This window comes from Streptomyces javensis (assembly GCF_039525925.1).
Classification (GTDB): Bacteria; Actinomycetota; Actinomycetes; order Streptomycetales; family Streptomycetaceae; genus Streptomyces; species Streptomyces asiaticus.
This window is the reverse complement of record NZ_BAAAIF010000002.1, coordinates 278,544-291,080: the sequence shown is the minus strand read 5'-3', so window position 1 is coordinate 291,080 and position 12,537 is coordinate 278,544. Positions and strand designations below refer to the sequence as shown.

Sequence of the window (12,537 nt, the reverse complement as noted above, 5' to 3'; positions counted from 1 at the left end):
CAGTGCGCCCATGAGACGGGTGGCGGCCTCGTCCTCGGTTCGTCCGCTCTTGATGAGATCGAGGATGTCCCAGCGCTTCGGCCTGCGGGGTGAGGTAGCCGGTGCCCTCGCGCAGCCGCTCGAGGTAGCCGCGGTGCGAGCGCATCTGCGCCATCGCGCCGCCGTGCTCGAGGACCAGGGACACCCAGTACCGCGACACCGCGTCGAGCTTGCGCATGCCCCGGGTCGTCTGCGCGGCGCTGAAGTCCCGCAGCTCGGAGCCCACTTGGGCGCGGAAGGCGTGCAGAACCTCCTCGACGGAGGAGAGCGTACGACAGGCGCAGATGCCCCTCGCCCCGGACGCCGAACTCGCTACCGGGCCGGACGGCGACACCCCTGAGGGTGAGACCGGGGATCAAGGCCAGTTCCCCGCGCATGATCTCGCCGCGTTCCTCGTAGGCGGCGCGCATCCGGACGACGTCATCCGCACGGCTTTCCACCGCGACGAGCGCCGCGTCCTGGATAAAGGTGTTCACCGACCCGCCGAGCTCTTCGCCGCCAACGCCACCCGGCTGCTCGACGGACACGAGCTGATCAACCGTGTCAACACCGTCGAGTTCTACTGACCGGGAGGCCAGCCCTCACCCGGCCTCCCTCCCCCGGCCCCCGGAGCCCCGGCTCAGTCCGGCAGCCCCCACGGCTTCGCGTGGCCGACGGCCGGTACGTCGCGCGGCCGTGGATCCGGGTGGGTGCCGCGCGGCGCGACGACGGCGGTCTCGTCCCGGCCGAGCGGGATCTCGATACGGCCGGGTCCCGTCTCCTTGTACCGCAGCCGCCGACCGTGCTCGTCCCGTACGTCGATGGCGCCGGCGATGCCGTGTTGGAGAACCAGTGGCGCACCCGCCTCGCTGTGCACCCGCACCCACCGGGTCCTGCCGCCGGAGCGGTCCGCGTCGACGAGGAACGCGCCCTGGGCGCGCAGGGCCTGGAACGAGAAGTCGGGCCAGCGCCGTGAGACGGAGGGGAAGACCCGGACGACGCCGCCATGGCTCTGCATCCCCATGTCGAGGATCGACTGGGCCGTGGTCAGCGGGCTCTCGATGCCCAGGTTGGTGTCCTCCGCGTACATGGTGTTCGCGGTCATGTAGCAGTCCATGTAGGACTCGTCGAAGAGGTTCCCGGTGAAGGTGGTGAGGAAGTCGAGGGCGTCCTCGGGCCGCCCCATCCGCGACGCCATCGAGGAGGCCGCCGCGTAGCTGTACCCCGCCCAGAGGCTGCGGTCCTCCGTCCAGTGGTCGAACGTGGTCCGCATGATGTCCCGATCGGCCGGCCGGTCCCAGGTGAGCTCGTGCAGCGGGTACAGCCACAGCATGTGGGAGAAGTGGCGGTGGGAGTCGGCTAGTGGGGTGTCGGCGCCGATCAGGACGCCGTCCGCGCCGCGCGGGTAGTCGACCAGACGGCGCAATATCTCCCGCCAGCGCCCGGCGCGCGGGTTGTCGGTGCGGAGGATGCGCAGGCAGTCGAGGAGTGTGGCGCAGCCCCAGCGGAGCAGGGAGAGGTCGTAGGTACAGTCCACCGCGTCCGCGTACTCCGGGGACCGGGTGAGCGGCAGGTGGAGCTTGCCGTCACCGCCCTCGTGGAGGAAGTGGTCGTAATAGTTCACCGCTTTGACGAGGATCGGGTAGAGGACGTCGCGCACGATCGCTACGTCCATGGTGTGGCAGTAGCTGAGCCAGACGTTGTGCATGGCCCAGGAGAGGTTGCCGTTGTTGTCGGTCTTGGTGGCGGTGCCCGGGACGCCGACGGTGTGGGCGCCGGGGCGCAGCGTCCAGTCGGAGGGGTGGGACAGGGCGTAGATCTCTTCGTTCGGGATCTCGGGTGGGAGGGACAGCGGCAGGTTCTTCTCGAAGCTCTTGAAGGTGGAGGTGACGGAGTCGAGTTCGAGGTGGTTGGAGCCCTGGATCAGCCAGGTGGCGATCTGGACGTTGAGATTCCACCAGACCGCGGTCCAGCTCCCTCCGGTCTCCGGGTACCACGGCCCCCATTCGGACATCGAGGGTCCTCCGGCGCGGGTGGCGCAGGCGGCCTTGTAGAGCTGGATCCAGTAGAAGTCCTGGATCCGCTTGTCGGGCACGGAGAGCAGGCTGCGCTCGTAGAAGCGGTTCCACCAGCCGCGGTGTACGCGCACCAGCTCGTCCGGGTCCTCGGCCAGGGTGCGTGCCACCTCGGCCACGGCGAGTTCGGTGGTCTTCGCGAGGTCGTCGGGGTAGCGGTAGACGATATGCGCGGCGAGCAGCCTGCCGGTGCCGACTCGGCGTTCCCGCCACGCGGTGGTCCACCCGCCACCGGCGATCAACGGCTGTTCGACGTAGTGGGTGGCGCCCGTGGAACCGGTGCGGGGGTCGGGGTTGCCGGTGTAGTCGGCGGGCTTGCCCTTCGTCCGGGGCGAGGTGGCGGACATCCATGTGAACGACCAGGCCGCGCTCTCCTCCCCCGCGCTGGGCCGGGTGGAGATCAGCAGCGCGGTACGGGCGTTGTGCACCAGCATCGAGAAGCGGACGCTGCCCCGGGTGGTGGTGACGGTGGAGCGCAGCTCGGCGTCCCAGATGTCGAGGGTCCAGTCGACATCGGTCACCTCGCCCGCCAGCGTGAGGTCGAAATGCCCTATGGGCAGCCGTGAGTAGCCGTAGGTGGCGGCCCACTGGGGGCGCTGGTCCTGTACCTGATTGTGGCTGACCATCACCTTCACGGAGTTGGCCGTGGCGCCCCGGTAGACGTTCACCCCGAGCAGACCGTTGCCGAGGAACGGACCGTCCTTCCAGTCGCCAGGCATCCGCCGCCAGCGCGGAGCGGCGGCCCTGGCCAGCCGTTCGGCCAGGCTCCCCGACCCGCCGGGTTCCCGGGGCGCGGCCCAGGCGGTACCGGAACCGGTCAGCGGCCCTCCGGCACCGAGCGCGACCGCCGAGCCGGCTGCGGCCGCCGAGCCGATCACTCCTCTTCGAGAGATCCCGTTCCCTGTTGTCGGGGTCACGTATGTGCCTCCCATATCCGGTGGTGAACTACCCGGCATGGTGCAGGCCGTAGGAGGCCCAAGGGAAGACCTCCGACGTATCAGAATTTCCAAGGATCCATATCCGCAGGTGAGTTGGATCGCTCAGGGACCTACATGGAGGTGGGAGGCCCAGAGGTCGGGCCTCTCAGGGTGGGCACGACGGAGTTCCGCGGTGGCCGCGTGCAGGGCCTGGGCGGCGCCATCGGGGCCATGGGCCGCGATGACGGTGTAGAAGTGGTCGGCGATGTCGGCCGCCGCCAAGTCGTCGATGCGCCAGTGGGTACCGATGACATGGCGAAAGCCCGCCAGATGGAAGGCCCCGGTGATGTGCATGGCCTCGTCGGCGCCCAGGAAGAGGACATCGCTGGTGGCGCAGGCCGACAGGTAGGCGAGGTCGGCGTCCAGGCCGAACGGCAGATCTCTCGGGGTGAGTGGCTGGTCGTGGAGGAGCAGCCGGCTGCGGGTGGGTTCGCGGGTGTCGGCGTGCGCATGGCAGGCGAAATGGATGATCCGGGTACTGGGCAGGGCCGTCAGGACGGCGTCGCGGGTGGCTTGCTCGTTGTGCAGGACCGTGGCCGAGAGCAGTCGGGAGAGGCTGTTCGCCTCGGACGCGGCACCCAGCAGCGAGGCCTGGCCGGGAGTCCTGCTCATCGCCACCACGAGGGCCTTTCCCGGGGAGGCGGGGCGCCGGCGCTCGGCGGGCAGGGACCGGACGGTGGGCAGATACGAGGACACCACTCTGTCCATGACACCGTCGTGACCGTCGCCCGCGGCGTGCAGGGGGAAGAGCGACATCACGCCCACCGGGCACCACCAGAGGCGGGACCCCTGCCACCCCGCGGCCGTCAGCGCCTCCAGTACGGGGCGGGCGACCGTGTGCCAGAGCCAGGTGAGGACGTCGAGGACGTCGTCACAGGCGCCGGAGGCGAGGGCCATCTCGAGAGCTTTGTGCCGGGCCCTGGCCTTGTGGAGCCGGAGGCCGGGCAGGGCGACCGGGTGGACACCCGACGGTGTGACGAGCAACGCCAGACCGCCGGTCTCGACCGCGCTGACCGTGACGATCGGGCCACGGGTGGCGTTACGGCACAGGTGGCGGGCGGTGGTGGCCCGAGTGCCGCGCCATCCTGGCGCCGGCATGGTGTCGGCGAGGATGCCGCGCGCTTTTTCCAGGAGTTCCAGGGCCCGATCAGGGCGGTTGGCCGCGACCGCGGCGTCGGCCGCCTTCGCCCCCAGGCCGGCGTGGACGGACAGCATGTGCTCACGGTCCTCGTGGTAGGGGCTGCTCAGGCCGACCTCGGGCAGCAGCTCGACAATCGCCTCGAAGGCCGACAACCGCTCCGCGGGATGCCTCGAGGAAAGGGAGGCCAGCTCAGCCTGCTCCAGGCCGAGCCGTATCCGCGCTCGGGCCGAGAGAGTGGGGAGGGCAAGGGCCTCGGCGACCCCCGCCCTGGCGCGGTCGAGATCGGTGGCGTCGCCGGTGCCGCCGAAGCGCAGCCGGCGGGCGACGCTGAGATCTCGCAGAATGTCCGCCCGCTGGTGAGGGGAGGCGAACTCCAAGGCGCTTTCACCCGCGGCGATGGACTCGTCGAGGTCGGTGATGTCCCGTGTCAGCTCGTGCTGGTACCCGAGGGCGGCGGAGAGCAGGGCAAGCGGCAGGCAGCGGTCGGGGGCGTCGGCGACGGCTTCCCGGAACAGGTGGATCGCCTCGGGCAGGGCGTCCCGCTCACTACGCATGGTGAAACGCGCCATGTGAACGTTGCCGAGCCCGCACAGGAACTTCTGGCGGCGACGCACGTCGGTCCTGGCCACGAGGTCAAGGGCGGCGCGGCCGTTGTCGACCGCGTTGTCCAGGTGGCAGAAGGAGCCCGTCCGGCGGTACCAGTGCATCTGGGCCTGGCTGAGTGAGTAGAGGGCATCCGCCCGGGAGAAGTCGTCGTCTTCGGGGAGTTTGCGCAGTACGCGCTCCCTCAAATTGAGGACTCTCGAGAGGTACTCACTGTTCTCCGTGCGCTCGTACTGGGCGAACGCGATGTCGGAGTGGAGAGCGGTGGCCCTGGGCTCACGGGGCAGGCACAGAGTGGCCTCGACGATCGCTGCCGCGGCCCGGTCGAGGTCGTCGCCGGAGTGTGTCGTGCCGTAGCGCGCGAAGTACAGCGAGGCGATGTGCCACTCGACGAGCGGATAGTCCTTGTGATTCCGCTGGATCAACCGCTCGGCCTGCTCGGCCCTGGCGATCGCCTCGGTCACGATCCCGGGATCCCGGACGGCGGCGGACCAGAGGCTGAGGACACGCGACAGGACCAGCAGCCGGGTCGGCAGCTGCGGGCCGGGAAACTCGACCGAACCCTGAAGGAAGCCGATGGCGCGGCGCAGATCCATGGTGTTGGGATCGCGCAGGAACCGCTGATAGAGCTTCTCGCCGAAGGAGAACAGGAGGGAACAACCGACGGCGTCGCGCGCCGAGCCATGTGCGTATACGGCCAGCTCCTCCGCGCACCGCAACGAGGCCTCGTGATCCTCCGCGTCCCCGGTCGCCTCGTAGCGTTCTTCCAGCGCCAGGAGGAGCTCATGACAGGTGGTGAGGCGATCCCGGTGGCCCTGCGGGACAAGGCCCGCGCGTGCCGCGGCGACGGCCCGGTCGAGGTGGGCGGTGTCGCCGCGCCGGGCGGCCAGCAGTCGCAGCGCCCGCCACAGGGCCCGCTCGCGCTCCTCACGCTGCGGATGGCCGTCCTCGGTGGCCGTGACGATGCGCTGCCAGGCGAACACCGCACGCTCGGCGAGTGCGGGATCGGGTGAGCTGCGGGCGTCCTCGCGCAGCAGTTCCGCCTCGCAGACGCCGAAGTCGGCCAGGAAGGGGAGCATGTCGGGCGGCAGGGCCATGTCCTCGTACAGCAGACAGGGCATGAGCACCTGGACGGCCATGAGCATGTCGGTTCGATCGTGCGCCGCGAGATAGCGGTAGAAGTAGAAGACACCCAGTACCCGGGACGACTCGGTGTCCTCGTCGTCCCAATCCCGCTGGGCATCCGAGAGAGGTTTCACCATCTCGTCCGCGAGGGTGAGCCCGACGTCGCCGGTCTCGGTCACCCGATTGACACAGGCGATGAGTTCCTGTAGCGCGTGAGTGTCCATCAGTTCGTCTCCGGTGACGTCTGGTCACCGGCTCACAGCGCGCTGACGGCGGATGAGGTCCACGAACGTGTGGGCTTCGAGAGAGAACGCCGGGACCAGCGCTAGCACGACGAGCGGCTGAGGTATACGGAAGAACAGGGCGATCACACCGAGAATCAGGCTCAGCGCCGAGGTGACCGAGGCCGAGGTGACCGAGCGGCGCAGGATGAGCGGCACGAGACACAGCAGGAGGCAGGCGGCGCCCCCGATGCGTACCGGCCAGCCATGCCAGATGCCGGGCGCGGACACCGGTACCAGGATGGCGAGCAGGACGGCCATGCCGAGCCAGGCGTCGCGGCGGATCGCGCGATCGAGAAAGGCGGCCCTGACCAGCCAGGCGAGTTCCCCCACAACGCCGGCCGCGCAGACGGCGAGGACCGTCCAGCGGCCGCCGGTCGGCTGCCCTCGTGGCACGCAGATGACGAACAGCCCGGCGAGCAGCGCGATGATCCCCGCATGGTAGAAGCCGCGTGCCAGGTTCGCCCAGCGCTGGGCCTGCCGCAGATGGCTGTCCTGCATACCGATCAGGAACGGGCTGGGAGCCCCGTCGGTCTCCTCGCCGGGGAACCACTCCAGAAGGTCGCCCGGGGTGCACATATAGCGTCGTGACCATGCCGTCGCCTGAATGGTCGCGATCTGGAGCAGACCGGACAGGACGAACAGAGCCAGCGAGGCGTTCGGCCATCGGCTGACGCCGGCCGGGCCCGGGGGCGATTGCAGCGCCACCACCGCGAGCGTGAAGCTTCCTCCGGCCAGCAGCGGGGCGGCGAACCCGCCGACCGCCTGGATACTGTCCAGGTAGCCCATCGGGACGGGTGGCCGCCAGCTCATGTGCCGACCGCTCTCGGGCACTCCGCGGTGTGATCGCCGTCGACCCCGCCGCAGGAGCAGGAGTAGCCGCGCCCGGCGATGCCCCGGACCTCGGAGACCGCGCGCTCGAAGGTGATCCGGGGCGACGGCAGTGAGAGCACGCCCGCCACCGCCGAGCCGACGGCGATCAGGTCGGCCGTCTCCGGCACCACGATCAGGATTCGGAGGTCGCCCGGCTCGACCGGCAGCACCTCCACGAGGTCCGCGCCGAACCGCGCGAGAGCGGTACCGACCAGCTCCCTGTCGGGTGGTTCGGTCTGCTGCCACGTCCCGCGTAACCGCACTATCAATTCTTCCCGCACCGGGCCATCATGCCCGTGCCATGACCCGGGGATTCACGGAACCGAGGACGAGCCGCGTTCGGCCGGGCGGCCCGCCGGACGCTCCATGCCCGCGTCATGTGGTGTCCAGGCCCCGTCAATCCCGCCTATGCGATACCTCCCTAGGGTCCAAGGCCGTGGGACCCCGCCGTCGGCCGGCGGCGGGGAACGGTCACGGCACCCCTTGGAGCCAGAGTGAAACGTCGCACCCTCCTGCGTGCCGCCGTCATCGGCGGCTCCTCGGCAGCTCTCGGCGGAACCCTGTGGCGCGGCGCCGCGTACGCCGCACCGGCGCAGCCGGGCGCCGGTCCGTACGGGGCGCTCGGTTCGCCGGATGCCAACGGCGTACGGCTTCCCGCCGGGTTCACCAGCCGGGTGATCGCCCGGTCGCGGCAGACGGTCGCCGGTACCTCGTACACCTGGCACGACGCACCGGACGGCGGGGCCTGTTACGCCGACGGCAGCGGCTGGATCTATGTCTCCAACTCGGAGATCAACCCGTCCGGCGGGGCGAGCGCGGTGGCGTTCTCCTCGGCCGGGGCGGTCACGGGCGCGTACCGCGTCCTCTCCGGTACCCGGCAGAACTGCGCCGGGGGCAAGACCCCGTGGAACACCTGGCTGTCCTGTGAGGAGGTCGACCGAGGCTATGTGTACGAGACCGATCCGTGGGGTGTGAAGGCCGCGGTGCGGCGTGACGCGATGGGCCGCTTCAAGCACGAGGCTGCGACGGCCGATCCCGTCCGCCGGACCGTCTACATGACCGAGGACGTCACGGACGGGTGCTTCTACCGTTTCACGCCGACGACATGGGGTGACCTGTCCGCCGGCAGGCTGGAGGTCATGGTCGCCGGTTCCGGCACCAGTGGGCCGGTCACCTGGGCGACCGTGCCGGACCCGACCGGCGCCACCGCCACCCGCAACCAGGTGGCCGGGGCCAAGCGGTTCAACGGTGGCGAAGGGTGCTACTACGCGAACGACACCTGCTGGTTCACCACCAAGGGCGACAACCGGGTGTGGAGTTACGACGCGGCCGCCCGGACGATCGAACTGGCCTATGACGATTCGCTGGTGACCGGCGGCACGGCCCCGCTGACCGGTGTGGACAACGTGACCGGCGCGTCCTCCGGCGATCTGTACGTGGCCGAGGACGGCGGGAACATGGAGATCTGCGTCATCACCCCGGACGATGTGGTGGCCCCGTTCCTGCGCGTCGACGGCCAGTCGGGCTCGGAGATCACCGGCCCGGCGTTCTCACCGGACGGCAGGCGGCTGTACTTCTCCAGCCAGCGCGGCACCAGCGGCAGTTCGTCGGGCGGCATCACCTATGAGGTGACGGGGCCGTTCCGCGGCTGACGGCCCGCGCGCACCGGAGCCGGAGCCGGAGCCGGAGCCGGGCAAGGGCCCGGCGGCGGCTCCGGGCCACTCCGCTCATCGAGTCATCGAGCGGCCGCTGCCCCATCGCCCATCACCGTGTGTCGGTCACGGTGACCGGATCGTCGTTCCTGAGCTCTTGCGCAAGCTGTTTGACCTTGGCCTTGTCCCACTGGAGGTTGCCGCCGACGCTGCCGGAGATCGGCATGTTCAGCGACGTGCCGTCGCTGCCGGTGACGTCCCGCATGGCGAAGAACATCTTGGCCAGGTAGTAGGGGTTCATGTCCTTGTCGACGATGAGGGTGTCGAGTCCGGCTCCCATGGTGGGGTAGAGCTTGAAGGGGTTCAGGAGCGTGCCGGGCGTCGCGGTCTGGTCGGCCAGCGCGGAGAGGAACTTCTGCTGGTTCTTGGTGCGTTCCAGGTCGCTGGTGGCGAACGCGTGCCGGGTGCGGACGAACGCGAGTGCCTGCCGGCCGTTCAGCGTCTGCTCGCCCGCTTCGAAGTCGGCCCCGGACCACTTGTCCTTGAAGCCCTTGTCGAGGGTCATGTCGACGCCGCCGATGGAGTCCACGATGTTGGCGAAGCCGGAGAACCCGACCTCCGCGTAGTGGTCGATGTGCAGGCCGGTGTTGTACTCGACGGTGCGGACCAGCAGCTGTGGGCCGTCGATGGAGTACGCGGCGTTCAGCTTGTTGTCACCCAGCGGACCCTTCATCTCCCCGGACTCGGAGCCGCGGAACTTCGGGATGGTCACGTTCGAGTCGCGCGGCAGCGATATGAGTGTCGGGCCGGACGCACCGTCGTGCAGGATCATCATCGAGTCCGTGCGCTTGCCGTCGGCGGAGCCCGTGTGCAGGTCCTTCTTCTGCTGGTCCGACATGCCCTCGCGGCTGTCGGATCCCACGATCAGATAGTTGGTGCCCTCCCCCGTGCCGGGGCGGTCGACCACCTTGCCGAGGTCGACTTCCTTGCGCAGCCGGGAGTCGGCCCAGAAGTACGTTGCCACCGAGACGACCAGCAGAACCAGGACCAAGGCGACCAGGACACGTATGACCGTCCTGCCACGGCGGCGGTGCGGTCTGCCGCGGTGCCCATCACCGTGCTCCTCGTACGGGAAGTCATCCGGTGGGTACGGGCCGTCGGCGCCCGGCGCGGTGTGTCCCCGTCCGCCAGGGCGCGCGTAGTCGGGGTTTCTGCTGTCTGTCCTTGGATGCATGCCCGACAGTGTGCATTCCTCGCCCGGCTGAAAAGAATGGCGGAGGGGATGCGCCCCGGAGTGTTTCCAATTTGATACACAACTCCAAGGCGGGCAGCGAAAAGCGCACAGCCAATATTTGCCATCGGCTGTGACCGCAAATGTGGAGGCCCTGCGACCACTCTGCATTTCGGACATTATCTGGGTGTGCTACCACTCCACAGCGGTGCTGACGGCATCCATTACCTACAGCGCCGGGGGCGCGGATCGTGTTACTCGGCCGGACTCGGGCGGGGCGGTTCCGGGCGAAAATGGCCCAGGAGTAACACGCGTTTACGGTGCGGCGCTGTAGGTACTGCCGACTGGTCATCGGCGCGCGTCCTCCCTGGTCGATCTCCGGTCCCCCCGGGTTCAGGGACAGCAGGGTGCGTGGCGCGGGCGGGTACTCGCTATCCGCCCGCGCCCTCCCCCGGCCCCAGCCGACCTCAGGTGCCGACATCGTCCGCACAGGGCATCGCCGCTGGTCACCACGCCATCCCTCCGAGCACGGCGGCGGCCGGTACCCCTCGGCACCAGGAGGGGTACCGACCGCCGGGCCTGCGGAGTCAGAGCCGTCGCACCCAGGCCGCGGCGCCATGCAGATCGTCAGGTAAATCACCGCGGGCAGTGCGTAGTTGAAGAAGACTCTCACGGATTCCGTGTCCATCGTGAAGATGTCCTGTGACCAGCCCGCGAGCCAGTCCGCCACACCGTGCACGAAGTCGACGAAGACATTCGCCTGATTCGCGTCGAGCATGTACAGCAGTATCCACAACGCCAGAAAACCCGCGGCAATGTCGGCGAGGGTGTGAATGACCAGCGCTGTCCTGTCTGCGCCCAGACCCCCTCGATTGCCCGCCCAACGCTGGTTGGCGGCGGAATAGCCGGCAGGGTTGGCGGGGTATGGGCGATTTCCATCTCTGTTGTACTGACTGCTTTCCGCTATGCGGTCATGGGGGTAAACTCGCCCGCACCGTCACGGCCACACTCCTCTTCGAGCAGGCCGAGTACGAGGCCGAGACGACCGGCAACGGCCGCAAGCAGCCTTCCGCTGACCCTGACGGCTCCGTCAGGCCAGCGGGCAGCTCGTGAGCAGTGTCGCGGGGTCCGCGTCGGCCGGGCGCCGGACCGTGTGGTCCGCCGGGGGCCGGCCGTTGCCGGCCAGCCAGCGTTCCAGTGCCTCGAAGGCGGAGCGGTGGCAGGGGACCATCGGGCGGAGCTTGTCGGGGAAGGCGTCGACGAGGGAGTCGACGTGTGTGCCGTCCTCGACGCGGTAGTAGCGCAGCAGCGCGCCCCGGCCGGCCTGGCGCACCATGCGGGCGTAGACGTCCGAGTCCCTGCTGATGGGAAGCAACGCGTCGAGCGTGCCATGCAGGGTGATCAGCGGTTTGCCGATGCGTCCGGTCAGTGCGACGCGGTCGACGGCGCGGTGCACCGCGGGCGGCCGGGTGGCGTAGTCGTAGTCGGCGTCACAGCCGGGGGTGCCCGGGGCGCAGTAGGGGGTGCCCGCCTCGGTGGCTCCGTCGAATTCCGGGTCGGCCTCCTCGCGGTAGACGCGCTGTGTCAGGTCCCAGTAGACCTTGTGGTGGTACGGCCAAAGGAACTCCGAGCCCGCCGGGTAGCCGGCCTCGCGCATGGCCTTCCAGGCGTCCTCGGCTCCGGCCCCGCCCGCCGCGTACACCGGGTACGCGCGCAGTGCGGGCGGCAGGAAGGTGAGCGGGTTGGGGCCGTCGGCGCGCCACAGGGTGCCCTCCCAGTCCACTCCCCCGTCGTACAGCTCGGGGTGGTTCTCCAGCTGCCAGCGCACCAGGTAGCCGCCGTTGGACAGGCCGGTGGCGAGGGTGCGGGCGGGGGGCCGGTGGTACCGCTGGGTGACGACGGCTCCGGCGGCGCGGGTGAGCTGGGTGACGCGCTCGTTCCACTCGGCGATGGCGTCACCGGGTCTGCGGCCGTCCCGGTAGAAGGCGGGGCCGGTGTTGCCCTTGTCGGTGGCGGCGAAGGCGTAGCCGCGGGAGAGCACCCAGTCGGAGATGGCACGGTCGTTGGCGTACTGCTCGCGGTTGGCCGGTGTGCCGGATACCACCAGGCCGCCGTTCCAGCGGTCGGGCAGCCGGATGACGAACTGCGCGTCGTGGTTCCAGCCGTGGTTGGTGTTGGTGGTCGATGTGTCGGGGAAGTAGCCGTCGATCTGGATCCCGGGAACGCCGCTCGGTGTGGGCAGGTCCTCGGGGGTGAGCCCCGCGAAGTCGGCCGGGTCGGTGTGGCCCGAGGCCACCGTTCCGGCCGTGGTCAACTCGTGCAGGCAGTCGGCCCGTTGGTGGGCGGCGCCGGGTACGTGCGGCAGGGCGTATCCGTGGCAACGGCCGCCCGGTGTCCCCTCCGCACCGGCCGCGGGCACCACCGCGGCCGATGCGACGACGAGCGCACAGGCGCCCGCGAGGGACAGTGCTCCGAGAGCGGCACGCCGTCGTCCGGGCCGTCCGCGGGGAGGGACGGGGTCGGTGCGGGACGGGAACATCCGGAACATCCGTTTCCTCCTA

The 12,537-nt window shown here is 69.7% G+C and carries 8 protein-coding genes and 1 pseudogene; 2 read left to right on the top strand and 7 right to left on the bottom strand.

Going from position 1 to position 12,537, the window contains the following annotated elements; translation table 11 throughout:
- Positions 1-323: 323 nt before the first annotated feature.
- Positions 324-605 carry a hypothetical protein gene (locus ABD329_RS03990; RefSeq protein ID WP_344315950.1) on the top strand — a complete coding sequence of 94 codons (282 nt, stop codon included), beginning with the start codon at positions 324-326 and terminating at the stop codon, positions 603-605.
- A gap of 53 nt (positions 606-658) precedes the next feature.
- On the opposite strand, the gene ABD329_RS03985 is transcribed toward ABD329_RS03990, so the two are convergent.
- From ABD329_RS03985 to ABD329_RS03970, 4 genes are all read right to left on the bottom strand, one after another.
- Positions 659-3,010 carry a glycosyl hydrolase family 95 catalytic domain-containing protein gene (locus tag ABD329_RS03985; protein WP_344315949.1) on the bottom strand — a complete coding sequence of 784 codons (2,352 nt, stop codon included), beginning with the start codon at positions 3,008-3,010 and terminating at the stop codon, positions 659-661.
- Between the two features lie 123 nt (positions 3,011-3,133).
- Positions 3,134-6,163, bottom strand: a complete 3,030-nt coding sequence (locus tag ABD329_RS03980) for a CHAT domain-containing protein (RefSeq protein ID WP_198278961.1) — start codon at positions 6,161-6,163, stop codon at positions 3,134-3,136.
- 24 nt (positions 6,164-6,187) lie between these two features.
- On the bottom strand, positions 6,188-7,009 hold the full coding sequence (locus ABD329_RS03975; protein WP_198278960.1) for a hypothetical protein: 822 nt from the start codon (positions 7,007-7,009) through the stop codon (positions 6,188-6,190).
- A gap of 20 nt (positions 7,010-7,029) precedes the next feature.
- Entirely contained in the window at positions 7,030-7,374 is a 345-nt protein-coding gene (locus tag ABD329_RS03970; protein ID WP_198278959.1) for a hypothetical protein, read from the bottom strand.
- 213 nt (positions 7,375-7,587) lie between these two features.
- Between ABD329_RS03970 and ABD329_RS03965 the strand changes: the two genes are divergently transcribed.
- Positions 7,588-8,745: an alkaline phosphatase PhoX gene (locus ABD329_RS03965; RefSeq protein ID WP_198278958.1), complete on the top strand. Its 1,158-nt coding sequence runs from the start codon at positions 7,588-7,590 to the stop codon at positions 8,743-8,745.
- 112 nt (positions 8,746-8,857) lie between these two features.
- Here the strand turns inward: ABD329_RS03965 and ABD329_RS03960 are convergent, their stop codons facing one another.
- The 3 genes and pseudogenes from ABD329_RS03960 to ABD329_RS03950 form a co-directional block, all read right to left on the bottom strand.
- The gene (locus ABD329_RS03960; RefSeq protein WP_198278957.1) at positions 8,858-9,979 is read right to left on the bottom strand and encodes an LCP family protein; all 1,122 of its coding nucleotides are present in this window, start codon (positions 9,977-9,979) and stop codon (positions 8,858-8,860) included.
- 584 nt (positions 9,980-10,563) lie between these two features.
- Positions 10,564-10,943, bottom strand: a pseudogene (locus ABD329_RS03955) (hypothetical protein).
- Between the two features lie 123 nt (positions 10,944-11,066).
- On the bottom strand, positions 11,067-12,515 hold the full coding sequence (locus ABD329_RS03950; RefSeq protein ID WP_198278962.1) for a 3-hydroxybutyrate oligomer hydrolase family protein: 1,449 nt from the start codon (positions 12,513-12,515) through the stop codon (positions 11,067-11,069).
- Between the last annotated feature and the right edge of the window lie 22 nt (positions 12,516-12,537).